Raw genomic sequence first — 25,134 nt, 5'->3', positions numbered from 1 at the left:
GCCGGTCAATACATCGTATGGTGATTTTCTTCGAGCGCGGCGGCGGTCACCTTGCCGCGCATCACGCGATACACCCAGCTCGTGTAGATCAGGATGATCGGCAGGAAAATGATCACGGCGATCAGCATGATCTGCAGCGTCATGCGGCTCGAAGTCGAATCCCACACGGTGAGGCTGCTGCGGCCGTCGAGCGAGGAGGGCATGATGAACGGAAACATCGAGAAGCCCGCCGTCAGGATTACGCCGATGATCATTAGCGAGGTCGACAGAAAGGCGCTCTTCTCGAAGCGCGAGCGAGCGAGCAGCGTGGCCAGTACGCCGCCTGCGAGACCGGCCACCGGCGCAGCCACCATCCACGGATAGTTCGCGTAGTTGGTGAGCCACAGTCCCGGTGCGCCGATCACGTTCTTCGTCAACGGATTGGCGACCGTGTCGAGCGGCGGCGCGTCGATCACCTGGTAGCCGCCGATCATCGTGGCGATCAGCGCGCCGGCAATCAGGAACAGCACCACGGTCGCGAATGAGGCAATTCGAAGCGCCAGCGAAGCGCGCTCGGCGACAATGTCGTCCGCTTTCATCTTGACGAAGGCGGCCCCGTGCGCGGCCAGCATCGAGACGCTGACGAGGCCGCACAACACCGCGAACGGGTTGAGCAGTTCGAAGAATCCGCCGTGGTAAGTGACGCGCAGGTCGGTATCGAACGAGAACGGCACGCCTTGCAGAAGGTTGCCGAAGGCGACGCCAAACACCAGTGCCGGTACGAAGCCGCCGGCGAACAACGCCCAGTCCCACGCCGTACGCCAGCGCGGATCTTCACGTTTGCTGCGATAGTCGAAGCCGACCGGCCGGAAGAACAGCGCGAACAGCACCAGCAGCATGGCGAAATAGAAGCCGGAGAACGACGCCGCGTACACCAGCGGCCACGCGGCGAACATCGCGCCGCCCGCCGTGATGAGCCAGACCTGATTGCCTTCCCACGTCGCGCCCACCGTGTTCACGACGATGCGCCGCTCGGCGTCGGTCTTGCCAATGAATGGCAGCAAAATCGCCGCGCCCATGTCGAAGCCGTCGGTGAGCGCGAAGCCGATCAGCAACACGCCGATCAGCACCCACCAGATCAGTTTGAGGGTTGCGTAATCCATGATGATCTTTTCCCTTGAAACTCAGTGGCGGCGAATCAGGCGGCCGTGTTGGTCGGAAGCGGCTGATTCAGCGGCTGTTGTTCGTGGTGATAGCGGCCCGTATGCAGCGACGAAGGACCGAGCCGCGCGTACTTGAACATCAGCATGATTTCGATGATGAACAGCACCGTGTAGAACACCACGAAGCCCGCGATACTCAGATACAGGTCATTCGGCGTCAGGCTCGAGGCCGACAGGTTGGTCGGCAGAATGCCCGCGATGGTCCACGGCTGACGGCCCACTTCAGCGACGATCCAACCGAACTCCGCCGCGAGCCAGGGCAGCGGAATTGCCCATACGGCCCAGCGCAGGAACCAGCGGCGCTTCTCTAGCAACAGCGAGCGCTGAGCGCAGAACCAGAACGCCAGCACGAAGGTGGCGAGGAACAGAATGCCCAGGCCCACCATCAGCCGGAACGAGAAGAACACGGGCGCTACAGGCGGGATCGTTTTCTTCGCGGCCTGGGCGATCTGATCCGGCGTGGCGTCGGTGACGTTCGCGGTGAACTGCTTGAGCATCAGGCCGTAGCCGAGGTCCTGCTTGTGCGCGTCGAAGGCGGCTTTGGCTTCGTCGGTGATGTCGCCTTGTTTCAGTTTCTGCAGCGCGGCGTAGGCGAGCATGCCGTTCTTGATGCGCACCTCGTTGCGCGCCATCAAGTCCTTCAGACCGACCACGGGTTCATCGAGCGAGCGTGTTGCGATCAGGCCGAGCGCGTACGGAATCCTGATAGCGTAATCGGTGCGCTCTTCCTTCTGATTCGGGATCCCGATTATCGTGAACGGAGCCGGTGCGGGCGCGGTTTCCCATTCGGATTCGATCGCGGCCAGTTTGACCTGTTGAACTTCGCCGGTGCGGTAGCCGGATTCGTCGCCGAGCACGATCACGCATAACGTGGATGCCAAACCGAAGCCGGCGGCAATCGCGAACGAGCGCAACGCGAATTCGGTGTCGCGGCGCTTGAGCAGATACCACGACGACACGCCGAGCACGAACATCGACGCCGTCACATAGCCCGCCGACACGGTATGCACGAACTTGACCTGCGCGACCGGATTGAACAGCACGGAGAAGATGCTATCGAGCTCCATGCGCATGGTCTGGTAGTTGAAGGTCGCGCCGACCGGATTGTTCATCCAGCCATTGGCCACCAGAATCCACAGCGCCGACAGGTTCGAGCCGAGCGCGACAAGAAACGTGACGAACACATGCTGGACCTTCGAGAGCCGCTTCCAGCCAAAGAAGAACAGTCCGACGAAGGTCGACTCGAGAAAGAAAGCCATCAGGCCTTCGACCGCGAGCGGCACGCCGAAAATGTCGCCTACATAGTGCGAGTAGTAAGACCAGTTGGTGCCGAACTGAAATTCCAGCGTGAGACCGGTGGTCACGCCCATCGCAAAATTAATGCCGAACAGCTTGCCCCAGAACTGGGTCATGTCTTTGTAGATCTGCTTGCCGGTCATCACATAGACCGACTCCATGATGACAAGCAGCCAGGACAGGCCGAGCGTGAGCGGGACGAACAGAAAGTGGTAAAGCGCGGTGATGGCGAACTGGAGGCGCGACAGTTCTACGACTTCGCTAACGGGCATGTGGATCACCTTGGGACGGATGCGAGGCAGGCACGGACAGCAGCGCCTGCGCGACTTGCTCAGGCGGCAGCGACATGTGCTCCGCCTGCGGATGATTGAAGAACGTGTACTTGAGCGCCATCAGCAGTACGAATTTGATGGCGAGGACGATGGCGATATCCCGCGCCAACGTCGGACCGCGCACCCAGCCATGGAACCGTTGGCGCAGGCTCCGGCGGCGGGTGGTGCTGCGATTGAGGGCTGTGGTCATGATCGGTAGAAGGCAACTTCACACCGGCGAATCCGGCTGGCGCCAGACCGCGTCAGCGGTCGGGCGAGTGCATCCCGATTCTAGGAGTAGAACCTCGCGCGCAACAGTTCGGAACTGCGGCATTGGGTCGCGAGACTTGCCCCGTTCAACCAGTATTGCTATCTGGTTTGTGATACGTCAAGAAACGCATGTCGCTTGTGGATGTTCTTGAGCGAAGGCGGGCGTGCGCGAACAAGCCGCGGCGTGGGCGAAAAAAAGCCCCGCCGTCTTGCGAGGGCGGGGCTTGGCAGCTTTGCTGCCGCGCGCCGGACGAACCGGCATGCTGACAATTTTCAAGCGTTAAGCGTATTCGGTGAGCGCGCCGCGCATCTTCTTCATAGCGCTCGCCTCGATCTGGCGAATACGTTCGGCGGACACGCCGAATTCGTCGGCCAGTTCGTGCAGCGTGGAGCCGCCCGAACCGTCGTCTTCCACCTTCAGCCAACGTGCCTCGATGATGCGGCGGCTGCGGGCGTCAAGTGCGTCCAGCGCGCTCGCAATACCGTCGCTTTGCAGCTTGTCGCGCTGACGCGAAGCCAGCACGGCGGTCGGTTCGCTATGCGAGTCAGCCAGATAGGCGATCGGCGCGTACGCTTCTTCACCGTCTTCGACCTGGCCTTCCAGCGCAATATCGCCGCCGGACAGACGCGTTTCCATTTCGGAGACTTCTTCGCGCTTCACGTTCAACTCTTTGGCCAGATCGTCGATCTGGTCCGGCGTGAACGCGCCCAGCCCTTGCTTGTGGCTGCGCAGGTTGAAGAACAGTTTGCGCTGCGCCTTGGTGGTGGCGACCTTCACCATCCGCCAGTTGCGCAGAATGTATTCGTGGATCTCAGCCTTGATCCAGTGCATGGCGTACGACACGAGGCGCACGTTCTGCTCCGGATCGAAGCGCTTCACGGCCTTCATCAGGCCGATATTGCCTTCCTGGATCAGGTCGGCGTGCGGCAGTCCATAGCCCAGATAGTTGCGCGCGATCGACACGACCAGCCGCAAGTGCGACAGGACGAGACGGCGCGCGGACTCGAGGTTGTCCTGCTCGCGAAATTCGGTGGCGAACTGGCGTTCTTCCGCCGGCGTCAGCATCGGAATCCGATTTACGGCCTGGATGTAGGCGTCGATATTGCCCAGTTGACCGGGCAGCAGCGAGGAATGCGAGAGCGCCAGTGCACCTGCCGAAGCGGCCTTAGCCGACGACGGGCTCAAAGTACTCGGAAGGGTCATTGCATGGCTCACGTAGGAAACTCCTTTGGAATCAGACAAAAGCTTATTCAGGTAACGACTCCAGCGTTGGATGTTAGCACTCTGAATTGCCGAGTGCTAATACTTAGAGGGCGTAGGGGCATCCAAGTTCCGCAAATTCCTATTGAAATTCACGAATCAATAGCCAGGGTACACCGCTTCAGCCGGCTCTGTGCTAGACGTAGAATTTACCTAACAGACTGCCTACATCGTTATAAATACCTGATTTTTGCCAAATTTGAAGTGACTAATTGCGGAAAGTCAGCTTTCTTCATGCGATCCGCTAAATTGAGATTCACCTTAGAATACGCAAAACAGTTACAGATTGTTCAGCGTTCCACGGAACCCAGGTGTTAGATGAACAACAAAAAGAATGCTTTGCGTGGTCTGACTCTAAAAATCTTCGCCGGATCGTTGATTTTAGGGGCTTCAGGTTTGGCCTCGGCCGATCAGTGGGGCGTGCAGGTTGCAGGCGGTCTTGGCGACCATCACGTCCGGAAGCTCGACCTTGGGGTGGTGTGGGACCCCAATCTGACCTGGTGGCAAATTGGCGACTGGCACTTCGCGCTGATCGGCGAAGCGCACGTGGCCTGGTGGCATACCGATGAAAGTGACGAGCACCGCAATATCGGCGAATTCGGCGTCACGCCGTTTATCCGCTTCATTCGCGGCACGGGCTCGATCCGTCCCTTCGTGGAAGCGGGTGTTGGTGTGCGACTTCTTACGCATGCCCGCATCTCTTCTGACTACACCTATGCCACGGCGTTCCAATTTGCGCCAACAGCCGGCGCGGGCGTGCAGTTCGGCAGCCACCAGCAGTACCAGGCGGGCTATCGCTTCCAGCATGTTTCCAACGGCGGTATCAAAGAGCCGAATCCTGGTATAAATTTCCACCAGCTATATCTGCAATACAACTTCTGACAACCGTGGCCACGTTGGCTCACCGGTGCAAGGGGCTGAGCGATGGCAGCAAAGATTATCGAAGCGGTTCGCGAACTCGAGCGAGAGCGCTTTCGGGCGATGGTCGACGGCGACGGGCCCTCGCTCGACGCCCTGCTCGCGGACAACGTGAGCTACGTTCACACGAACGGCAAGCGGGAAACCAAACGGCAGTTCATCGACGGGATTACCACGGGCCGCCGCCGCTATCGGCAGATCGAGATTCAGTCGCAAGAGGTGCTGCCGGTCGGGCGCGAGATCTGCGTGATAACCGGTCGCGCGCTGATCGAAATGGAGGCGAACAACGGGGCGCTGCTGTTTCCGATCGCCTACACGGCGATTCATATGCAGGAAGACGGCCGTTGGCGCCTGATCGCCTGGCAGGCCACGCGTTGCGCAATCGAGTGAGCCTTGTGAGCTCATTCTGTCGAGCCGGCGGCGCCTTGTGAGCGGGCCGCTCCGATTGACGCGAGCGCTCGCGCATCGTGTTTGCGTCGGTTTGCCTCACGTCGGCCTGATTCTCAGGCGGCGACGCTTTCCTGATCCACACCGCTCCATTCGCGTCGATCCGGCGCGCCGGTTTCTGCCCCTTTGAGCGCCTGCGCCGCGACGCCTTGCCGCTCCGCGTCCTTCGCCCGCATCACCGCTTCGCCTGTACATGGATGGCGTGGATGCACCGGCAACTGATTGCAGCGCTCCGCCACGAGCCGGACCGCCTCCATATCGGAGAAATCGAGCCCCGTATCGACGCCCTGCGCATCCAGATTCATCGCCAGCGCGACGAGATCGACGTTGCCGGTGCGCTCGCCGTTGCCGAACAGGCAGCCTTCGACGCGGTCCGCGCCCGCCAGCAGCGCCAGTTCCGCGGCGGCCACCGCGGTGCCGCGATCGTTATGCGGATGCACCGACAGCACGATGCTGTCGCGGTAGCCGAGATTGCGATGCATCCATTCGATCTGGTCCGCGAAAACGTTCGGCGTCGCCGCCTCCACGCTCGCGGGCAGGTTGACGATCATTTTGTGATCGCGCGTGGGGCGCCACGTCTGCGCGACCGCGTCGCACACCTCGCGTGCAAAAGGCAATTCGGTCGTATTGAACGTTTCCGGCGAGTACTGGAAGGTCCAGTGCGTGCCGGGACGCGCCTGCGCATGGTCCTTGATGAGTTGCGCGCCCTGCACTGCCAGCGCCTTGATCTCGGTCTTCGACTGCTTGAACACAATCCGCCGAAACGACGGGCAAATCGCGTTGTACAAGTGCACGATGGCGCGCGGCGCGCCTTCCAGCGCCTCGAACGTGCGCGCAATCAGTTCCGCTCGCGACGGCGTGAAGACCTCGATGGTCACGTCGTCGGGAATGCGCTTTTCCTCGATCAGCTTGCGGACGAAATCGAAGTCCGTTTGCGACGCCGACGGGTAGCCGACCTCGATCTCCTTGAAACCGATCGCGACCAGCATCTCGAAGAACTCGAGCTTTTGCGCGGCGTTCATCGGCTCGATCAGCGCCTGATTGCCGTCGCGCAGATCGGTGCTCATCCAGATCGGCGCCCGGTCGATCGTGCGGCTCGGCCATTTACGGCCGGTCAGACGTACGGGCGGGAAAGGGCGGTATTTTTCAGCGGGGTTTTGCAACATGGTGAGCCTCGTTCGTTGGATCGTTTGCGAAAGGGTGTGGCCGGGAGCGGTTGGCGGACTGCCACGGATGTTCGGTCCGCCAGCCGGTGGCTAGCGGCAACAACGAACGGGCGCGAACGAACGGCGTCACCGTGACGGCGAAAACGGACGTGGATAAAGCCCATGCGGCGTGCATTTGATCCTCGCGCTTCGTCCGCGCGGTAAACGGACGAATGCAAACGACTACAGGTTGTGAAGAACTACGCTTTGGGGGTGCAACAGGAACAACGGAACTGCTGGAGAGCCCGCGCTTTGAGCAACCTGAGATGCCAACGCGCGGCGCTACGCCTGACTTACGCTAGACGTAGCGATAGGGGCCGCGCCAGGCGGCCGGAGGTAATTCGGAGGGTGTTCGGAAGGGAACGCATGGGTCTAATGTATGACGCCGCGTTGCGGCGTGTCAACCCGCGCGGGTCGCGGCGGGCGACGGCAAGCGCGCCGTAGCGCTTACGCCGCGGCCGTTAAACGGGCATTCTGGCGACGTCCACGATCAGTTCCACCTGCCGTTCGATCGCGCTCGGCACGGGGGCTTCGCCGCGCAAGACGGCGCTGATCCAGGCGGCCGTCGTCGGCGCGTCCTTGGCCTCGGGCAAGTCCACTTCCGGCGCATCGGGCGACGAGCGCTCGTGCGGCACGCGCGTTTCGCAGACACCGTCGTGCAACCAGTCGACCTGCACCTGACGACGCGTATCGGCCACCGCTTCGCCTTCGGTGCCGCGCGCAAGCAGCGCGCCGCCGGTGGCCGCGTCCGGATGTGTGTTGAACAGTTGTGTGAGGCTGTCGCGATACGGCGGGTGCGTGTAGTTCACGAGGCGCAGACCCGCGGGCGCAAACGGCTGAAGGATTTTCACGAGCGTGTGCGTCGAGTTGCGCACGCCCATGCGCCGGCGCAGCGCAAGCAGACGTGCGAGTTTCGGCGCGAGCACCTCGATTGGAGCAAACGCAACGCGGTGCTCGGCGAGACCGTCTTCGATATCGGCGTGTGATCGTGCGTGCTGAATCTGCAGATGCGTGAAGATTTCCGCGCTCGTCACCCGGCCCGGATCTTCGGTGACGCCGTGCACCAGCACCGGCACGCCTTCGCGCGCCAGCAGCAGGGCGAGCAGCGGCACCAGATTCGGCTGCTTGCGCGCGCCGTTGTAGCTCGGTATGGACACGGGTCGGAACGTGCCGTGCGGCAAATGAACCGGCTCGAACGACGCATGTGCGCCGGCCAGCATCGCGGCGAGTTCGTCGGCGGTTTCGCCCTTCACGCGGTACGCGAGCAGCACCGCGCCGAGTTCGAGCTCGGCCACGCGACCGTCGAGCATGGCGGTGTAGAGCGCGCGTGTATCGTCGGCGGTCAGCGCGCGGGCGCCGTTCGGGCCGCGGCCGATTTCCTTGATGAAGCGGGCGCAGGGGAAGGGATTGACGGTGTCGGAGGAGTCGGTCATCGGGCGCAAGGGAACGAGTTGGCGTGCCGCTTCAAAGCGGCTTGCCACGGTATTCAAGGGACGCTGTTGAGTGTGAGTATCGCATCTATGGCGATCCGGCGAGGCCCCGCGCCCGTGCCGCCGGCCTTGCCAGTCCATGCCGGACTGGTGCGCGCGGCGCTTTGCCGCGCGTTACACTCGATGTTTTATCGCCGCACAGGCGGCACACATCAAGAAACGGAGAACGGGATGAGTTACGTATTTGCACCCGCACCGGTGGTCGCGGTGCCGGTTGTGGGGTCCAGCGAGCAGTTCGCGGTGCGTCGCATCTACTGTGTGGGCCGCAATTACGAGGCGCACGCGCGCGAGATGGGACATGATCCCGACCGCGAACCGCCGTTCTTCTTCGCCAAGCCAGCCGATGCCGTGCTGTACGTCGCGCCCGGTGCTACCGGCGAGTTTCCGTATCCGTCGCTGTCGAAAAACGTCCACTTCGAGATGGAAATGGTGGCGGCGATCGGCAAGGGCGGCAAGAACATTCCAGTCGAGAGCGCGCTAGACCACGTGTACGGCTACGCGCTCGGTCTCGATATGACGCGCCGCGATCTGCAGGCCGAAGCCAAGAAGCTGGGCCGTCCGTGGGATACCGCGAAGGGCTTCGATCACTCGGCGCCGCTCGGCCCGATTCATCCGGCGGCGACGGTCGGCCATGTCGACAAGGGCGCGATCTGGCTATCGGTGAACGGCGAAGAAAAGCAAAACTCCGACGTGTCGCAACTGATCTGGTCGGTGGCCGAGACGATCGCTTATCTGTCGACGCTGTTCGAACTGCAACCTGGCGATCTGATCTTCACCGGCACGCCGGAAGGCGTCGGCGCAGTGGTGCAGGGCGATCTGATGAAGGGTGGCGTGGACGGGCTCGGCGAGCTCAGCGTGCGCGTCGTCTGACGGCCGGTTGGAGGAGACAGGCAACATGAAGCTCTACAGCTATTTCCGTAGCTCGGCGTCTTATCGCGTGCGCATTGCGCTGAACGTGAAGAATCTGCCGTACGACTACGTGCCGGTGCATCTCGTGCGCGACGGCGGCGAGCAGTTGAAGCCCGAATACCGCAAGGTGAACGCGGACGGGATCGTGCCGACCTTTGTCGACGGCAATGAAGTGATGCCGCAGTCGCTCGCGATCATCGAGTATCTGGAAGAGATGCATCCCGAGCCGCCGCTGTTGCCCAAGGCGCCGGCCGATCGTGCGTATGTGCGCGCGCTGGCGTTGCAGGTAGCGTGCGAGATTCATCCGCTGAACAACCTGCGCGTGCTGAAGTATCTGAAGCACACGCTGGGCGTCGACGATTACGCCAAGGACGCCTGGTACCGGCACTGGGTGGAAGCCGGCTTCGCGACGTTGGAAACACATCTGGCGGCAGATTCCCGTACCGGCAAGCTGTGTTTCGGCGATACACCGACCATTGCCGACACCTGTCTGATTCCGCAGGTGTTCAACGCGCAGCGCTTTAAGGTCGACACAGCGAAGTTTCCGACGATTCAACGCATCTACGATCACGCGATGCAACTCGACGCGTTTGCCCGCGCAGCGCCGGGCGCGCAGCCGGACGCTGAGTAATTTGTGATTGTCGGGCAGGCGGGATGAAAAAAGGGCACTCCTCGGAGTGCCCTTTTTGCTGCCTAAGCCCGAGGCTTAATCGGCGAACGCCGCGGCGCTTAGCCGCCCAGCAACGCGTCGGAAAACTCTTCCGCGCTGAACGGCTGCAAATCCTCGACCTTTTCGCCGACGCCGATGAAGTACACCGGAATCGGACGCTGCCGTGCGATCGCGGCCAGAATGCCGCCCTTCGCCGTGCCGTCGAGTTTGGTGACGATCAGGCCGGTGAGGCCGAGCGCGTCGTCGAAAGCCTTCACTTGCGCGAGCGCGTTCTGGCCGGTGTTGGCGTCGATCACCAGCAACACCTCGTGTGGCGCACCGTCTTGCGCCTTGCCGATCACGCGCTTGACCTTGCGTAGTTCTTCCATCAGATGCAGCTGGGTCGGCAAGCGGCCGGCCGTGTCCGCCATCATCACGTCGATTTTGCGCGCGCGCGCGGCGCCGACCGCGTCGAAGATCACCGCAGCCGGGTCGCCGCTTTCCTGCGAGACCACGGTTACGTTGTTGCGCTGACCCCAGATGGCCAGTTGCTCGCGCGCGGCGGCGCGGAACGTGTCGCCTGCGGCCAGCAGCACGGATTGATCGAAACTCTGCAGATGCTTGGCGAGCTTGCCGATGCTGGTGGTCTTGCCCGCGCCGTTGACGCCGGCGATCATCATCACGAGCGGCTGCGCGCGACCGAGCATGAGCGATTTTTCCAGCGGCTTGAGCAGATCGACTAGCAACGTGCGCAGCGCGATTTTGACCTGCTGGGGATCGGCGAGGCGCTCGGCGCGCACTTTTTCGCGCAGCGCTTCGAGCAGGAATTCGGTGGCGTCGACGCCAGCGTCCGACATCAGCAGCGCGGTTTCGAGCTCTTCGTACAGATCTTCGTCAATCTTCGTGCCGACGAAAATGCCGGTCAGGTTCGAACTCGTCTTCGACAAGCCGGTCTTCAGACGCGTTAGCCACGAACGCTTGGCGCCCGCGTCCGGCAGCGGCGGCGGGACGACTTCGACAGTTTCTTCGAGCGCGAATGCTTCAGGCTCGGGATCGATTGCGGACGGAGCGGCCACCGGCGGCGTCTCGATGCGAACCGGAGCCGCGGCCGGCTGCGGCGTGGCCGGCGCGACGGGCGCCTCGACCGCGCCTGCGGGCGTCGAGCCTTCTGGCGCGGTTTGCGACTCTTCTGGCGCGTTATCGGACTCTTTCGAACCCTTGAATCGTTTGAAAAAGCTGAACATGATCTGGCGTGGTGAGAGCGCGCGCCGATGCGCGCAGCCGGCACAAGACCGGTGGGAGCGGCAGGCAGCGTTGCGATGCGGGATGCAAGGCGCTGGAAGCCGCACATTTTATCAGGCGCGCCGCCGGCCGTCGTATCGGCCGAACGGCCAGGCTGGACGCGGGGCGTCGCTGTGGTAACGTTGGCGCTCCGGCCCGCATATTTCGTCGTCGCGGGCGCTTCAATAACGTAATCGAAACCGCATGCCCCGTTCCGCACCTTCACGCGCCCATGGCGCTTCGTCCAAAGGCGGCAAGCCGCACGCCATCCGTATCATCGGCGGCGACTGGAAGCGCACGCCTTTGCCCGTGCTCGATCTCGACGGCCTGCGCCCCACGCCCGATCGCGTGCGCGAGACGCTGTTCAACTGGCTCGGGCAGAATCTGGACGGCCAGCGCTGCCTCGATCTGTTCGCCGGCAGCGGCGCGCTGGGGTTTGAGGCCGCGTCGCGCGGCGCGGCACGGGTCTTGATGGTGGAGCGCAATGCGCGCGCTGCCAGCCAGTTGCGCGCAAACCAGGAACGCCTGGCGGCGCGCACAATCGAAATCGCTGAAGCAGACGGTTTGCGTCTTGCCGCGAGCCTCCCGCCCGGTTCGTTCGACGTGGTGTTTCTCGATCCGCCCTTCGGCGACGACCTGCTCGGCAAAGCGCTCGCGCTGGCGGCGCCGCTCGTGAGCGCAGACGGATTCCTATATGTGGAAGCGGGTGAGGCGCTCGAACTCGACGGGAACGAGACGCTCGCGGGCTGGGACATTGTGCGGCAAGGTAAAGCCGGCGCTGTCCACTTTCATTTGCTGCAGCGCGAAAATAAGGAATAATGCGCGTTCCAAAACAAGCGCCGGACGGTTCGCCGTCACGGGCGCGGTCGGTGCCAAATGCGTCGCGTGGACGCTTTGACGTGCCCTTTTGTCTGAAGAGAGGAGAAGTCTCATGGTAGTCGCCGTGTACCCGGGCACGTTCGACCCGCTGACGCGCGGTCACGAAGACCTCGTTCGGCGCGCGTCGAGCATTTTCGACACGCTGGTGGTCGGCGTTGCCGACAGCCGCAACAAGAAGCCATTTTTCACGCTCGAAGAGCGTCTGGACATCGCTCACGAAGTGCTCGGGCACTATCCGAACGTTCAGGTGATGAGCTTCAAAGGGCTATTGAAGGATTTCGTGCGCACCAACAACGCGCGCGTGATCGTGCGTGGTCTGCGGGCCGTGTCGGACTTCGAATATGAGTTCCAGATGGCCGGCATGAATCGCTATTTGCTGCCCGACGTCGAAACCATGTTCATGACGCCGTCCGATCAGTACCAGTTCATCTCGGGCACGATCGTGCGTGAAATCGCCCAGCTCGGCGGCGACGTCAGCAAGTTCGTGTTCCCGTCGGTCGAGAAATGGTTGACGGAAAAGGTCGCCGCGATGGATCCGGCCAGCGGCGCTTCGGCGGGACAACCGTAACCGGCGTAAACTGTCGGTTTGACGGATCAAAGCCGGCTGCGGCTGGCGCGAAGTGAGAGAAGTATGGCCTTGATGATTACCGACGAGTGCATCAATTGCGACGTGTGCGAGCCTGAGTGCCCGAACGACGCAATTTCGATGGGCCCGGAAATCTACGTGATCGACCCGAAAAAATGTACCGAGTGCGTCGGGCATTTCGACGAGCCGCAGTGTATTCAGGTGTGCCCGGTCGAATGTATTCCGCGCGACCCGGACCATCTGGAGACGCCTGATGGCTTGATGGCCAAGTACCACGCGCTGCAGATCGCGAAGGGCGCCTGAGGTACGAAGTCAAAAAGAAAACGGCGAGGCTTTTCGGCCTCGCCGTTTTCTTTTGGTGGTGATGCTTTTGCGCAGTCCTATCCCACGTACGCGCTGAAGATCTCGCGCAATGCATCCAGCAGAATGTCGCATTCGGCGTCGGTGCCGACCGAGATTCGCAGATGCTGGTCGATGCGCGGCGCCTTGAAATGGCGCACGAATATCTCCCTTTCCCTCAGTCGCAGCACGAGCGTCGCGGCGTCGTAGCCCTCATGGCGAGCGAACAGCAGATTCGCCGCCGACGGCACCACCTCGAAGCCCAATGCCGTCAGCCCCGCAGCCAGTCGCTCGCGGCTTGCCACAACTTTGGCGCAGGTGTCGCGAAACCAGGCGTCGTCTTCGTACGCCGCCGCGGCGGCGACTTGCGCGAGACGGTCCAGCGGATACGAGTTGAAGCTGTCCTTCACGCGGTTCAGCGCGCCGATCAACTCCGGGTTGCCGAACGCAAAGCCAACGCGCATTCCCGCCAGCGAGCGCGACTTCGACACGGTTTGAACGACCAGCAGATTCGGATAGCGGTCGATCAGACAGATGGCCGATTCGGCGCCGAAATCCGCATAGGCTTCGTCGATCACCACGACGGAACCGGGATTGCTCGCCACCAGGCGCTCGATATCGGCGAGCGGCAGCGGACGGCCGGTCGGCGCATTCGGATTCGGAAACAGGATGCCGCCATTCGGCGACTTGTAGTCGTCGACGTTGATCGCGAAGCTGTCGTCCAGCGGGATTGTCTGGTAGTCGACTTCGAAAAGTCGCGCATACGTCGGATAGAAGCTGTACGTGATGTCCGGAAACAGCAGGGGCTTGTCGTGCTTGAGCAAGGCCTGGAACGTGAGTGCCAGCACTTCGTCCGAGCCGTTGCCGGCAAACACCTGCTCCGCGCGGATGCCGTGGTAGGCGGCAACCGTTTCGCGGAGCTTGTACGCAGTCGGATCGGGGTAGCGCCGCAGCGATTCGGCCGCGTCGCCCAGTTCCCGCCGGATCGCTTCGAGCACCCGCGGCGACGGCGGATACGGATTCTCGTTGGTATTCAGCTTGACCGGATGCGCGACCACGGGCTGTTCGCCCGGCACATACGGTGTCAGACGGTGAACGATGTCACTCCAATAGCGGCTCAAGCGGTTCTCCTCCCAAACAAGATCGTTGCTGTCGACTGCGTTACGGCAACCTGGCTTCCAGCGAAACAGTCTACGGGTTGCGATGCAGTTGCATCATCGCGCGTTCCAGTTCGCCCTTGATGATTTGCGGCATGACGGCAAGCCCACGCTCGATCGACGCGTCGATCACGTCCTGTTCTTCCCGGCGCGGCGGTTTCAGCACGTAGTTGGCGACGTCGGGCTTGGCACCGGCGCGCGCGCTCTCAGGAATCAGGTCGCGCGGATGGCCGATGCCGATCCGCAGCCGCCAATACTGCTGCGACGACAGATGCGCGGTAATGTCCTTCAGCCCGTTGTGGCCGCCGCTGCCGCCGCCGAGCTTCAGCTTGATGCTGCCGGGCGGCATGTCGAGTTCGTCGTGCGCGACCAGGATTTCGTCGGGGAGAATTTTGAAGAACTGCGCAACCGCCACGACCGATTGGCCGGAACGGTTCATATACGTCTGCGGTTCCAGCAGATGCACTTCCTCGCCGTAAAGCCGTGCCTTGGCATAGAAGCCATGGAAACGCCGTTCGTCGCGCAGCGTCGCGCCGCCTGCTTCGCGCGCCAGTTGATCGACCAGCCAGAAGCCGGCGTTGTGGCGCGTCGCGGTATATTCGGCGCCCGGATTGCCGAGGCCGACGATCAGCTTGATCATGATTGCGTAGGTCCGTCTGGCCCGAAAGCTGAATGCAGTCGAGCCGAAAAAAACCGAAAAAAAACCCGCCGGGGCGAACCTCGGCGGGTCACGTCGACCGTTTCATTCAAACGGATCGAGAGGATTTCTTGCTCTTTGCCTGAGGCGCCCTTAAGCAGCCGGCTTTTCGCCTTCGCCTTCAGCAGCAGCGGCGTCGCCTTCAGCGATTGCGCCAGCCGGGATCGTTGCAGCTGCGACCACCGGGTTTTCTGCTTCGACGTGAGCAACCAGCGACACACCTGCCGGCAGCTTGATGTCTTTGGCGTGAACCGAGTGACCTGCTTCGATCGTCGCCAGATCAACTTCGAGGAATTCCGGCAGTGCCGACGGCAGGCACTCGATTTCGATTTCGTTGATGACGTGCGAGATCACCGCGCTCGACAGCTTCACTGCCGGGTTCGATTCCTGGTTCATGAAGTGCAGCGGCACCTTGGTGTGCAGCTTCTTCTTCGCGTCGACACGTTGGAAGTCCACGTGCAGCACGAGTTGACGGAACGGGTGGTATTGCACGTCGCGCAGCAGAACCTGTTGCGACTTGCCTGCCACTTCCAGATCAAGGATCGACGAGTGGAAAACTTCTTTCTTCAGCGCGTGCCACAGCGCGTTGTGGTCCAGTTCGACCAATTGCGTTTCAGCACCAGCGCCATATACGATGCCCGGGGTCTTGCCCGAGTTACGCAGGCGGCGGCTCGCACCCGTACCTTGCAAAGAACGCTCGAAAGCGACTACTTTCATTTTGAATCTCCAATGCACTGCCCGCGACCAGGCAGTAAAAACGGGGCCTCCAAGCCAGATGGCTGAGGCCCCAGAACTGCGGCACGAACCTTCGTTCGTTCATGCCGATTGTGCAAAAGCGCAGCTTGCCGCCAGAAGCGGCGCACTGCGCCTTCGCAAATACTTAACTTTCAGCGAACAGCGACATGACCGAATCGCCGCGGCGAATCCGCGAGAACGTTTCGGCAAGCAGGCCGGCGCTGGTCAACGAACGGATCTTTGCGCACGAGCGGGCTTCTTCGCCGAGCGGGATCGTGTCCGTGACAACGAGTTCGTCGAGTGCGGAAGCCGCGATACGCTCGCCCGCGCCGCCCGACAGAACCGGGTGCGTGGCGTAAGCGAACACCTGCTTTGCGCCGCGTTCCTTCAAAACTTGTGCTGCCTTGCAGAGCGTGCCGGCGGTGTCGACCATGTCGTCCATGATCACGCAGGTACGGCCTTCGACTTCACCGATGATGTTCATCACTTCGGCAACGTTCGCCTTCGGGCGGCGTTTGTCGATGATCGCGAGATCGCAATTCAGTTGCTTGGCCAATGCCCGGGCACGCACCACGCCGCCGACGTCCGGCGAAACGACCAGCAGGTTCTCGTAGTTCTGCTTGCGCAGATCGCCGAGCAGCACGGGCGTAGCGTAGATGTTGTCGACCGGAATGTCGAAGAAGCCTTGAATCTGGTCGGCGTGCAGATCCATCGTAATGATCCGCTCGACGCCGGCGATTTCCAGCATGTTCGCCACGATCTTCGCCGAGATGGCGACGCGCGCGGAACGCGGGCGACGATCTTGACGGGCATAACCGAAGTAGGGGATGGCTGCGGTGATCCGGCCGGCGGATGCGCGCTTGAGCGCATCGACCATGATCATCAGTTCCATCAGGTTGTCGTTCGCCGGTGCGCACGTGGACTGCAGGACGAAAACATCCTTGCCACGCACGTTTTCCTGAATCTCGACTTGGATTTCACCGTCCGAGAAACGGCTAACCATTGCTTTGCCGAGGGGAATACCGAGGATTTTGACGACTTCCTGTGCAAGCGCGGGATTTGCGTTGCCAGTAAAAACCATCAGGCCGTCATGGCTGCTCATCGTGCACCTGCTTCAGGCTGGGGGCGAGGGAAATGCGAGAATTTTGGCAGGGGAGGAAGGAGTCGAACCTTCGAATGCCGGAATCAAAATCCGGTGCCTTAACCAACTTGGCGACTCCCCTACACTAACTTTGAGCTTCACCGAACGAGGAGCGTTCGACGATGCAAAACTTATGACGCGAAAGTAAAGAGTGGATGCTGATCGAGACCTGCGGTCACTGCGCTATTCCATTCGGCTGGCAGTTTGGCTTGCACCGCTTCTGCTTCAGCTTTACTTCGGAACGCGGCAAAAACACTCGCACCTGATCCAGACATCCGCGCTGGCGCGACGTTTTCAAACCATCGCAACACATGCGCTACTTCCGCGTATTTTCCTACGACAACCTGCTGCATGTCATTGCGGCCGAAACTTTCTGGCCACTCAGTGTTGCAGCTAAGTTCTGCAGGAAAGTCCGTAATTGTGAGGGGTTTTGAATCTCTTGTCAACGCTTTTTCAGAGAAAATTGCTGCAGTCGGAACATGAACCCTCGGCGTCACTACTAGGAAATGGCGCGGCGGCAATTGTACAACGTCTAAAGCTTCTCCGACACCCTGGGCGAACGCATTTTTTCCGAAAACAAAAAACGGCACATCGGCGCCAAGTTTCAATGCCAGCGCCTGCAACTCCAGGCGCGGCAGATTGAGCTTCCACAGACGGTTCAGCGCGAGCAGCGTCGTCGCCGCATCAGAGCTGCCGCCGCCAAGGCCGGCACCCATCGGCAGACGCTTGTCGATTTCGATATCGACGCCTTCAGGCGAGCCCGTATGCGTTTTGAGCAGCGTCGCCGCGCGTACAGTCAGGTCGTGTTCCGGTGGCACGTCGGCGATTTCGCTGCTGCGCGTGATGAGTCCGTCGTCGCGTCGCGTGAAGTGCAGCGTGTCACCCCAGTCGAGCAACTGGAAGACCGTTTGCAGCGTGTGATAGCCATCCGGCCGGCGGCCTGTGATGTGCAGGAAGAGGTTGAGTTTCGCTGGCGCGAGGCAATCGCGCAGCGAATCGGTCGTTTCAATCATGAGTCGAGGCTACATGCGCCAGATGGCGCCGAAGAAGCGGCAAGGTCGCGCGAGACGGCGCGAGGTTACTGATCCAGCACGAGCTTGATGTCGAGCGGCGGTTCCGAACGGCTCAGGTTGATGCGCTTCACACCAGTGGCGGGCGCGTCGGCATAAGCCAGATAGTCGATCGTCCAGCCGTCCTGCGTGATTTGCTTGAGCCGCGACGGTTGCTCGGGATCCTTCTCGGTCCTGGCGCGCGAAGTGGGCGCCGGCGACGGTTGCAGCCAATAACGCAGCCCTTCGACCGGCAACGCGAAGCCGAGCGCATTCTGCATCAGCGTGGAGACGTTATCCGCGGTGAGCGGCTGGCGATTCGGCAGCTCCAGCGTTGCCGAAGCTGGCGACGATGTCACCACCGCCAGCGTCTGGCCAAGCGGGTTGCGCAACTGCAGGGTCACGGTGTCGCCGGTTTCGTGCCACGTGAAGTTGCCGTAAGCGTTGCGCTGCTGGCCGTTCTGATCGTTGTACTGAACCGCGAAACGGCCCTGGTAATCACGGCTAGTCTGCGCGGTGACGGAAGTCGCGGCATTCGACGTGGACGGCCCTTGCGGTTTGACCGATGCACAACCGGCCAGTGCGACGACCGCTGCCGCAGCGAAAGCAAACGCCGCGCTGCGCGGCGCCCGAGGAAAGTAAATCAAACGGGAAAGACGCATCAAAGATCGTTCACCTGAAGACGTTGGAGCGTTTTGACAAGCGTGTCGTTGTCCGGTTCGAGCTTGCGCGCATCGCGGAAAGCGGCGCGTGCCTGATCCTGATTGCCGGTTTTCCACAATACTTCGCCGAGGTGCGCGCCGATTTCGGCGTTCGGCTGCATGTCGTACGCTTTGCGCAGCAGCTTGATTGCGTCCGAGGTGTTGCCCATCCGGTATTTGACCCAGCCGACGCTGTCCATGATGAACGCGTCGTTCGGCGCCAACGAGGATGCCTTCTCTACCAGCTTATCCGCTTCGGCGAGGCGCTGATTGCGATCGGCCAGCGAGTAGCCGAGCGCGTTATACGCTTGCGGATTGTCGGGTTGCGTCTGGATCAACTTGCGCAACTGCGCTTCCATGACGTCGTAATGGCCGGTTTTCTCGGCGGACATCGCGTAGTCGTAGGTCAGATCGGGGTCGTCGGGAAATTGCGCCGTGGCTCGCTGCAGACGTGATTCCGCCTCCGGGTAGCGCTTCGCGTCGAACAGGATCGCCGCATCGGTGCGGGAGATCAGCGCCTGGTCGCGCGGATCCGGCGCCGGCAGGTTAGCCAGCAGCTTGCGTGCGTCGTCGGTCTTGCCCTGCTTGGCGAGCAATTGCGCGCGCGTGATCTGCGCCGGCACATATTGCTGGCTCGACGGCGAGATCTTGTTCAGCCAGTCGCTCGCGGCCGCTTCATCCTTCTGCTCGAGCGACAGTTGCGCAAGGTAGATGTACGCCTGGCCCGGATCGGCGCCCTGCGTTTTTTCGGCTTGCTGGGCGTACTGCGTCAGGTAGGTTTGCGCGTCGGCGAAATTCTTCTGCTGGATCTTGATCAGCGCGAGCGCCATGAGCGGCGTCAGCTCGTTCGCGTTGTTCTTGTGCATGATCTCGAACTGCTTCTGCGCGTCGTCCAGACGGTCGCTCGCGAGATACATCTGCGCAAGCGCGAGACGCGCGTCATGCGATTTCGGATTCTGCTGCACGTACTTTTCGAGCGAAGCGATGCCTTCCTTGCGCTCTTCCGGGCCCATTTGCGACAGCGTCAGCGCCGCCGGTAAATAGTCGGGCTTGAGCGCGAGCGCCTGTTCGAGCGACTTGCGCGCGCCCGGGGCGTCGTCCGATACGAGTTGCTGGCGTGCGATCGCCAGTTGCGCTTCGGGCCGGTTCATGTCGTTCTTGAGCAGATCCTGCAACACGTGCAGGCCACCGATCCGGTTCGGGCCGCGCGAGAGCAGCAACTGCAGCGCCAGGATCGCGCTGCCGCGATTGTCGGCGGGTACGCGTGCGAGTTCACGGGCGAGGATGGGCGCCGCGTCGTCAGGTTTGCCGGACAACACGAGCAGCGATGCGTCGAGTTGCGCGGCGCGTTCCGAGTTCGGCGCATACTGCTGCCACAATTGCGCGGCGGCCAACGCGTCCGAGGGACTCTGCGCGGCCAGCGCGATCTCGGTGGCGCGCTGCGCCATGCGCGGATCGTGCGTGTCGCGCGCGAGCGCGAGGTAAGTCTGATAGGCGGGCGCCGGTTGGTCGCGCTGCAGCGCGACCTCGGCAGCGAGCACCTGGAATACGATCTGGCTCGTTAGCGGCACGCCGGGCAGCGACTTCTGGTCTTCCGCCGATGCCGGGCCGAGCGGATCCGGCAAGGTGACCGAGGTGTCATCCGAGTCCGGCGAGGGGTCCTGCGCGTAAGCGGGCACGGCCGCCAGTGCCCAGACTGCGAGCGCTGCCGCACCGAGCATCCGGCGAGCGGACACGGCGTGCGGTACGCGGAATGCGCTAGCCGGGCGCTTCAAAAACAGCTTCACGAAGGACAAGTTCATGGAAATCCGTTCAATGTTTCGGACGATTGTAACGCGCTCGCTACAATACGCGCACAACCACTCACGCAAGTTGCACACCAGTTAGACATGCCAGAGTTGCCAGAAGTTGAGGTTACCCGACGGGGAATCGCACCGTATGTGTCCGGGCGCAAGGTTGAGCGCGTGGATGTGCGCACGCCCGCATTGCGCTGGCCAATTCCGGCCGATCTTGCGAAAACCTTGCGCGGCCATGTGGTGCGCAAGGTCGAGCGGCGCGGCAAGTACCTGCTGTTCGAGATCGACGCGGGCTGGTTCATCGTGCATCTTGGCATGACTGGGACGCTGCGGGTGCTGCGTCACGTGCCGCATCCGCCGGCCGCGGCGAAGCACGATCACATCGACTGGATTTTCGACGAGTTCATTTTGCGCTATCGCGATCCGCGGCGCTTCGGCGCGGTGCTGTGGCACCCGCGCGAAGCCGGCGACGTGCTCGAGCATCCGCTGCTCGCGAGTCTCGGCGTCGAACCGTTTTCGCCCGCGTTCTCCGGCGCGCTGATGCACCGGCTCACGCGGGGGCGCAAAGTCTCGGTGAAGCAGGCACTGCTGGCGGGTGAAATCGTGGTCGGCGTGGGCAATATCTACGCGTCGGAGAGCCTGTTTCGCGCCGGAATCCGGCCGACCACCGCGGCGGGGCGCGTCTCGCTCGTGCGCTACGAGTTGCTGGCCGACGCCGTGCGTGTGACGCTCGCCGCCGCCATCGAGAAGGGCGGCAGCACGTTGCGCGACTTCGTCGGCAGCAACGGCGAAAGCGGTTACTTCCAGCTCGATTATTTCGTCTATGATCGCGCCGGACTGCCATGCCGCGTGTGTGGAACGCCGATCAAACAGATCGTGCAAGGGCAGCGTTCAACGTATTTCTGTCCCACCTGCCAGCGCTAAATCGTCGATGCCTTCTCGCTTAACTCCGCGTTCCACTTCGTCCGCCGCGCCGCAAGCGCCTGCCGTTCCAGTCATGTCTGATTTTTCCGTGCGTCTGATCGCGTGGCAGCGTCAGCATGGCCGGCATGATTTGCCGTGGCAGAACACGCGCGATCCGTATCGCATCTGGTTGTCGGAAATCATGCTGCAGCAGACGCAGGTGTCGACGGTGATTCCGTACTACGCGAAATTTCTCGCGCGTTTTCCGACCGTCGCCGCGCTCGCCGCCGCGCCGTCTGACGACGTGATGGCGTTGTGGGCCGGCCTTGGTTATTACACACGTGCACGCAACCTGCATCGCTGCGCGCAGGTCGTGGTCGAGCAACATGGCGGTGCGTTTCCGGCATCGGTCGAGGAACTGGCGGAATTGCCGGGCATCGGCCGCTCGACGGCGGCGGCGATCGCATCCTTCGCATTCGGCACGCGCGCGACGATTCTCGACGGCAACGTGAAGCGCGTGCTGGCGCGCGTGTTCGGCGTCGAAGGTTTTCCCGGCGAAAAGAAAGTCGAAAACGCGATGTGGACGCTGGCGGAGTCACTGCTTCCGTCGAACGCATCGAATGCCGACGTCAGCGCGTACACGCAAGGCTTGATGGATCTCGGCGCGACCCTGTGCGTGCGCGGCAAGCCGGACTGCCTGCGCTGTCCGTTCGCCGCCGACTGCGTCGCCAACCTGACCGGACGTCAGCGCGTACTGCCCACGGCGCGTCCGAAAAAGACCGTGCCGACGCGCCGCACATGGATGCTGGTGCTGCGCGACGGCAACGCGGTGATGCTGGAGAAGCGTCCGCCGTCCGGTATCTGGGGCGGCTTGTGGAGCCTGCCCGAAGCCGCCGACGAAGCCGCGCTCGCCGAACGTGCGCGCGCTTTCGGTGGCGACGGTGCGGTCTCTCCGCTTGCGCCGCTCACGCATGTGTTCACGCATTTCAAACTGGACATCGAGCCGCGCCTAGCGGAACTGGATCGCGGAGTCGGCGCTTTGGCTGCGCTGGGCGATGCCGACACCGCATGGGTCGCGCTCAGCGATCTCGATTCGTTCGGCGTTCCGGCGCCGGTGCGCAAACTGCTGGACGGGTTGCAAGGCTCGCTGATCTGATCAATCCGCCAGGAGCGCGGCGCCCGCCTTCAAAGTAACTGATGCTGCTGCATGTAGTGATGAACCACGTCGATCCGCGCGCCGGCGTCCTGCAGTTCCATCAGTTTCTGGCGGGCACGCAGCGCGATCGGCAGCACTTCGGCTAGACGGTTGGACACCCATGACGGATCTTCGAGTCTGAACGGTTCCGCGAACGGCAGGCTGTCCGGATCGCGCTCGCGGATCGTCGCGATGATCCGTTCGAGCACTTCCGCGCATGCGCCGAACTTGGCCAATTGCTCGTTGCCTTCGAGCGGCATGTCCTCGCCGAGCGGCTCCGCCATGCCGACCAGCAAACCGCTCGATTCGACGCGATGCGACAGCAGACGAAAACGCCGCGTGCCGCGCGCGCGAATCAGCAGCATGCCGAAGGCTTCGACATCGCACTCATCGATTTCAGCGAGACAGCCGATTGCTTCGGGCACCGAAGGCTCCTCCGCACGCGCCACTTCCGCGCCGCTTTTCAGCAGACATACACCGAACGGCGTTTTTTCACGCAGACAGTCGCGCGCCATGTCGAGGTAGCGCGCTTCGAAAATCTTCAGCGGCAGCAGTCCGTCGGGAAACAGCACCGTATGCAGCGGAAACAGCGGCACATCGGCAAGCACAGTAGAAGTAGAAGACATGGCGCAACGCTTCGAGTTGAGGCCGCGCGATGCGGCCGGTTAAGCCACTAACTTCGATGATTCGCCGGCTTCAACCGGCGCATCGCGGTGCCGCACAATGACATTCGCCGACGTTGCGAGACGCGCGGCGAGCGTCTCCGCAATGAATACCGAGCGGTGCTGGCCGCCCGTGCAACCGATCGCGACGGTCAGATAACTGCGGTTGTCGTCGCGGAAATGCGGGAGCCACTTGGCGAGAAATTTTTCGATGTCGTCGATCATTTCGTGCACGACCGGCAGCGCATCGAGAAAATCGATCACCGGTTTGTCGAGGCCGGTGAGCGGCCTCAATTCATGATCGTAGTACGGGTTCGGCAAGGTGCGCACATCGAACACGAAATCCGCGTCGAGCGGCACGCCGCGTTTGAAACCGAACGACTCGAACATCAGCACGAGCCCTGAATCTTTCTGCTCGATGAAGCGCTTGACCCAAGCACGCAGCACGTTCGCGCGCAGATTGCTGGTGTCGATCTGATGGCCGAACTCCGCCAGACCCGCCACGAGTTCACGTTCGCGTTCGATCGCTTCGGCGAGCGAGGTGAGCAGGCCGACGTCGGCGTCGTGCGACGTGGAACCGGACAGCGGATGGCGGCGGCGCGTTTCGGAGAAGCGTTGAATCAGCGACTGCGTGCTTGCGTTGAGGAACAGCACGCGTACGTCGTGGGCACGCGACAGGTCGCGGATCATGGCGGGCATTTCGTCGAGCGAGGCGCTCGAGCGTGCGTCGATCGCGACCGCAAGGCGGTCTTGCCCGTCCTCGGCGAGATAGGAAGCCAGTTGCGGCAGGAAGCGCGGCGGCAAGTTGTCGACGCAGTAATAGCCTGCGTCTTCAAGCGCGTTCAGGGCAACTGATTTGCCGGAGCCGGATATACCGGTGATCAGGATTATGCGCATGGGGTCGTCAAAACCGTACATTTCATCATAGCATCTGGTCCTCCCGCGCGTACCCGCGGCCTGCCGTTGACTGCGGATACGAGCCGGTCTTGCGGACTCAGATCAGTTTGCCGGGAAACTGGCTGTCGGGGTCTTGCATGGCGAGGCGCTGGCGATCCATGAAGTCGCGCAGCGTGTCGATGCCACGCAGTTGCAGGATCGTGTTGCGCACGGCCGCTTCGACCAGTACGGCGAGGTTGCGGCCGGCCGCCACTTGAATCGTGACCTTGCTGATCGGCAGGCCGAGCACGTCGACGGTCTGGCTTTCCAGCGGCAGCCGCTGGAATTCGCCATCGGGACGGCGGACCAGTTGCACGATCAGCTTGAGTTTCATTTTCCGGCGCACCGCGGTTTCACCGAAAATCGTCTTGATGTCGAGGAGGCCGAGGCCGCGCACTTCCAGCAGGTTTTGCAGCAACGGCGGGCAGCGGCCTTCGACGAAGTCGGGACCGAGGCGCACGAAATCGACCGCGTCGTCGGCAACGAGACCGTGGCCGCGGCTGATCAGTTCCAGCCCGAGTTCGCTCTTGCCGAGGCCCGAGTCGCCAGTGAGCAGCACGCCCATGCCGAGAATGTCGAGAAACACGCCGTGCAACGTGGCGCGCGGCGCGAGAATGCGCGACATGTAGAGGCGCAGGCTGTCGATCACCGCGGCGGCGGACATCGGCGTGGTGAACAGCGGCGTGGACGAGCGCGTGCAGCGCAGGACCAGTTCCGGCGGTGCGGCGACGCCGCCCGCCACCACCAGAAACGGCGGTTCCAACGCAATCAGCTCGGCCATGTGGCGCGAGCGGTCTTCGTCGGTTTGGCGCTTGTAGTAGTCGATTTCGGCGTCGCCGAGCACCTGGATCCGGTTCGGGTGGATCAGGTTCAAGTGGCCGACGAGGTCGGCGCTCGACGTGGCATTGGCGACCGATTCCGAAGAAAAGCCGCGCTCCCAGCCTTCATGCCCCGTCAGCCAGCTGAGCTTCAGCATGGCCGCGTTATCGTCGAAAATGCTTTGGGCGTTGATGCTGGACGTATCCATGAGTCAGTGACTCCAGTGTGGGCCGCTTGCCGGACAAAGCAACGGCCGCGCTAGCGCGGGCCGGTTGCGTTGTCAGACTGTATCCGCACCTG

At 62.3% G+C, this 25,134-nt stretch carries 25 protein-coding genes, 1 tRNA gene and 1 pseudogene; 9 read left to right on the top strand and 18 right to left on the bottom strand.

Annotated features, from left to right (window positions below; genetic code table 11):
• Positions 1-5: 5 nt before the first annotated feature.
• From cydB to rpoH, 4 genes are all read right to left on the bottom strand, one after another.
• Complete coding sequence (gene cydB, locus B0G71_RS17670) at positions 6-1,142, bottom strand: cytochrome d ubiquinol oxidase subunit II (protein WP_116143051.1); 1,137 nt, start codon at positions 1,140-1,142, stop codon at positions 6-8.
• 35 nt (positions 1,143-1,177) lie between these two features.
• On the bottom strand, positions 1,178-2,770 hold the full coding sequence (locus B0G71_RS17665; protein ID WP_116118899.1) for a cytochrome ubiquinol oxidase subunit I: 1,593 nt from the start codon (positions 2,768-2,770) through the stop codon (positions 1,178-1,180).
• Positions 2,760-3,020, bottom strand: coding sequence for a cytochrome oxidase putative small subunit CydP (cydP, locus tag B0G71_RS17660; RefSeq protein ID WP_106282151.1), 261 nt, complete (start codon positions 3,018-3,020; stop codon positions 2,760-2,762). The genes B0G71_RS17665 and cydP overlap by 11 nt, the downstream gene beginning before the upstream one ends.
• A gap of 339 nt (positions 3,021-3,359) precedes the next feature.
• A complete protein-coding gene (rpoH, locus tag B0G71_RS17655; RefSeq protein WP_106282149.1) occupies positions 3,360-4,295 on the bottom strand; it encodes an RNA polymerase sigma factor RpoH in 936 nt (311 codons plus the stop codon).
• Positions 4,296-4,658: 363 nt separating this feature from the next.
• On the opposite strand from rpoH, the gene B0G71_RS17650 reads away from it, so the two are divergent.
• Positions 4,659-5,222 (top strand): acyloxyacyl hydrolase, encoded by a 564-nt coding sequence (locus B0G71_RS17650; protein ID WP_116118900.1) that lies wholly within the window; start codon positions 4,659-4,661, stop codon positions 5,220-5,222.
• 42 nt (positions 5,223-5,264) lie between these two features.
• Positions 5,265-5,648 carry a nuclear transport factor 2 family protein gene (locus B0G71_RS17645; RefSeq protein ID WP_116143050.1) on the top strand — a complete coding sequence of 128 codons (384 nt, stop codon included), beginning with the start codon at positions 5,265-5,267 and terminating at the stop codon, positions 5,646-5,648.
• A 191-nt stretch (positions 5,649-5,839) separates the two neighbouring features.
• Here B0G71_RS17645 and B0G71_RS17640 read toward each other — a convergent pair.
• Together B0G71_RS17640 and ybiB are read right to left on the bottom strand one after the other, a co-directional pair.
• Positions 5,840-6,871: pseudogene (locus B0G71_RS17640) on the bottom strand (2-isopropylmalate synthase); the annotation flags it as partial.
• A 500-nt stretch (positions 6,872-7,371) separates the two neighbouring features.
• Positions 7,372-8,343, bottom strand: coding sequence for a DNA-binding protein YbiB (gene ybiB, locus B0G71_RS17635; protein ID WP_116143046.1), 972 nt, complete (start codon positions 8,341-8,343; stop codon positions 7,372-7,374).
• A gap of 228 nt (positions 8,344-8,571) precedes the next feature.
• Here ybiB and B0G71_RS17630 point away from each other — a divergent pair, with 228 nt between their 5' ends.
• Positions 8,572-9,270, top strand: coding sequence for a fumarylacetoacetate hydrolase family protein (locus B0G71_RS17630; protein ID WP_106282139.1), 699 nt, complete (start codon positions 8,572-8,574; stop codon positions 9,268-9,270).
• Between the two features lie 25 nt (positions 9,271-9,295).
• Complete coding sequence (gene maiA, locus B0G71_RS17625; protein ID WP_116143044.1) at positions 9,296-9,940, top strand: maleylacetoacetate isomerase; 645 nt, start codon at positions 9,296-9,298, stop codon at positions 9,938-9,940.
• 98 nt (positions 9,941-10,038) lie between these two features.
• Here maiA and ftsY read toward each other — a convergent pair whose 3' ends face one another.
• Complete coding sequence (gene ftsY, locus B0G71_RS17620) at positions 10,039-11,202, bottom strand: signal recognition particle-docking protein FtsY (protein WP_116143040.1); 1,164 nt, start codon at positions 11,200-11,202, stop codon at positions 10,039-10,041.
• 241 nt (positions 11,203-11,443) lie between these two features.
• On the opposite strand from ftsY, the gene rsmD reads away from it, so the two are divergent.
• The 3 genes from rsmD (at position 11,444) to B0G71_RS17605 (ending at position 13,007) form a co-directional block, all read left to right on the top strand.
• Positions 11,444-12,058: a 16S rRNA (guanine(966)-N(2))-methyltransferase RsmD gene (gene rsmD, locus B0G71_RS17615; RefSeq protein ID WP_116143038.1), complete on the top strand. Its 615-nt coding sequence runs from the start codon at positions 11,444-11,446 to the stop codon at positions 12,056-12,058.
• Between the two features lie 112 nt (positions 12,059-12,170).
• Positions 12,171-12,686 (top strand): pantetheine-phosphate adenylyltransferase, encoded by a 516-nt coding sequence (coaD, locus tag B0G71_RS17610; RefSeq protein ID WP_012431643.1) that lies wholly within the window; start codon positions 12,171-12,173, stop codon positions 12,684-12,686.
• A 63-nt stretch (positions 12,687-12,749) separates the two neighbouring features.
• On the top strand, positions 12,750-13,007 hold the full coding sequence (locus tag B0G71_RS17605; RefSeq protein WP_106282131.1) for a YfhL family 4Fe-4S dicluster ferredoxin: 258 nt from the start codon (positions 12,750-12,752) through the stop codon (positions 13,005-13,007).
• A 77-nt stretch (positions 13,008-13,084) separates the two neighbouring features.
• On the opposite strand, the gene hisC is transcribed toward B0G71_RS17605, so the two are convergent.
• The 8 genes from hisC to B0G71_RS17565 form a co-directional block, all read right to left on the bottom strand.
• Positions 13,085-14,164 (bottom strand): histidinol-phosphate transaminase, encoded by a 1,080-nt coding sequence (gene hisC / locus B0G71_RS17600; RefSeq protein WP_116143036.1) that lies wholly within the window; start codon positions 14,162-14,164, stop codon positions 13,085-13,087.
• A 70-nt stretch (positions 14,165-14,234) separates the two neighbouring features.
• The gene (gene pth, locus B0G71_RS17595; RefSeq protein WP_116143034.1) at positions 14,235-14,840 is read right to left on the bottom strand and encodes an aminoacyl-tRNA hydrolase; all 606 of its coding nucleotides are present in this window, start codon (positions 14,838-14,840) and stop codon (positions 14,235-14,237) included.
• Positions 14,841-14,990: 150 nt separating this feature from the next.
• Complete coding sequence (locus tag B0G71_RS17590; RefSeq protein ID WP_106282125.1) at positions 14,991-15,614, bottom strand: 50S ribosomal protein L25/general stress protein Ctc; 624 nt, start codon at positions 15,612-15,614, stop codon at positions 14,991-14,993.
• A 163-nt stretch (positions 15,615-15,777) separates the two neighbouring features.
• Positions 15,778-16,734: a ribose-phosphate pyrophosphokinase gene (locus B0G71_RS17585; protein WP_006048037.1), complete on the bottom strand. Its 957-nt coding sequence runs from the start codon at positions 16,732-16,734 to the stop codon at positions 15,778-15,780.
• A gap of 44 nt (positions 16,735-16,778) precedes the next feature.
• Positions 16,779-16,855, bottom strand: a tRNA-Gln gene (locus B0G71_RS17580).
• Between the two features lie 49 nt (positions 16,856-16,904).
• Positions 16,905-17,786 (bottom strand): 4-(cytidine 5'-diphospho)-2-C-methyl-D-erythritol kinase, encoded by an 882-nt coding sequence (ispE, locus tag B0G71_RS17575; RefSeq protein ID WP_116143032.1) that lies wholly within the window; start codon positions 17,784-17,786, stop codon positions 16,905-16,907.
• Positions 17,787-17,851: 65 nt separating this feature from the next.
• Positions 17,852-18,484, bottom strand: a complete 633-nt coding sequence (lolB, locus tag B0G71_RS17570) for a lipoprotein insertase outer membrane protein LolB (RefSeq protein WP_116143030.1) — start codon at positions 18,482-18,484, stop codon at positions 17,852-17,854.
• Positions 18,484-20,325: a tetratricopeptide repeat protein gene (locus B0G71_RS17565; RefSeq protein ID WP_116143028.1), complete on the bottom strand. Its 1,842-nt coding sequence runs from the start codon at positions 20,323-20,325 to the stop codon at positions 18,484-18,486. The genes lolB and B0G71_RS17565 overlap by 1 nt, the downstream gene beginning before the upstream one ends.
• 87 nt (positions 20,326-20,412) lie before the next feature.
• Here B0G71_RS17565 and mutM point away from each other — a divergent pair, with 87 nt between their 5' ends.
• On the top strand, positions 20,413-21,243 hold the full coding sequence (gene mutM / locus B0G71_RS17560; RefSeq protein WP_116143026.1) for a bifunctional DNA-formamidopyrimidine glycosylase/DNA-(apurinic or apyrimidinic site) lyase: 831 nt from the start codon (positions 20,413-20,415) through the stop codon (positions 21,241-21,243).
• Positions 21,244-21,250: 7 nt separating this feature from the next.
• Positions 21,251-22,378 (top strand): A/G-specific adenine glycosylase, encoded by a 1,128-nt coding sequence (mutY, locus tag B0G71_RS17555; protein ID WP_181916784.1) that lies wholly within the window; start codon positions 21,251-21,253, stop codon positions 22,376-22,378.
• 29 nt (positions 22,379-22,407) lie between these two features.
• On the opposite strand, the gene B0G71_RS17550 is transcribed toward mutY, so the two are convergent.
• From B0G71_RS17550 to hprK, 3 genes are all read right to left on the bottom strand, one after another.
• The gene (locus tag B0G71_RS17550; RefSeq protein WP_012431654.1) at positions 22,408-23,043 is read right to left on the bottom strand and encodes an LON peptidase substrate-binding domain-containing protein; all 636 of its coding nucleotides are present in this window, start codon (positions 23,041-23,043) and stop codon (positions 22,408-22,410) included.
• 39 nt (positions 23,044-23,082) lie between these two features.
• Complete coding sequence (gene rapZ / locus B0G71_RS17545; protein ID WP_116148688.1) at positions 23,083-23,976, bottom strand: RNase adapter RapZ; 894 nt, start codon at positions 23,974-23,976, stop codon at positions 23,083-23,085.
• A gap of 97 nt (positions 23,977-24,073) precedes the next feature.
• On the bottom strand, positions 24,074-25,042 hold the full coding sequence (hprK, locus tag B0G71_RS17540) for an HPr(Ser) kinase/phosphatase (protein WP_012431656.1): 969 nt from the start codon (positions 25,040-25,042) through the stop codon (positions 24,074-24,076).
• Positions 25,043-25,134: the final 92 nt, after the last annotated feature.

This window comes from Paraburkholderia sp. BL27I4N3, assembly GCF_003386115.1.
Taxonomy (GTDB): Bacteria; Pseudomonadota; Gammaproteobacteria; order Burkholderiales; family Burkholderiaceae; genus Paraburkholderia.
This window is presented reverse-complemented; position numbering and strand designations above follow the sequence as displayed.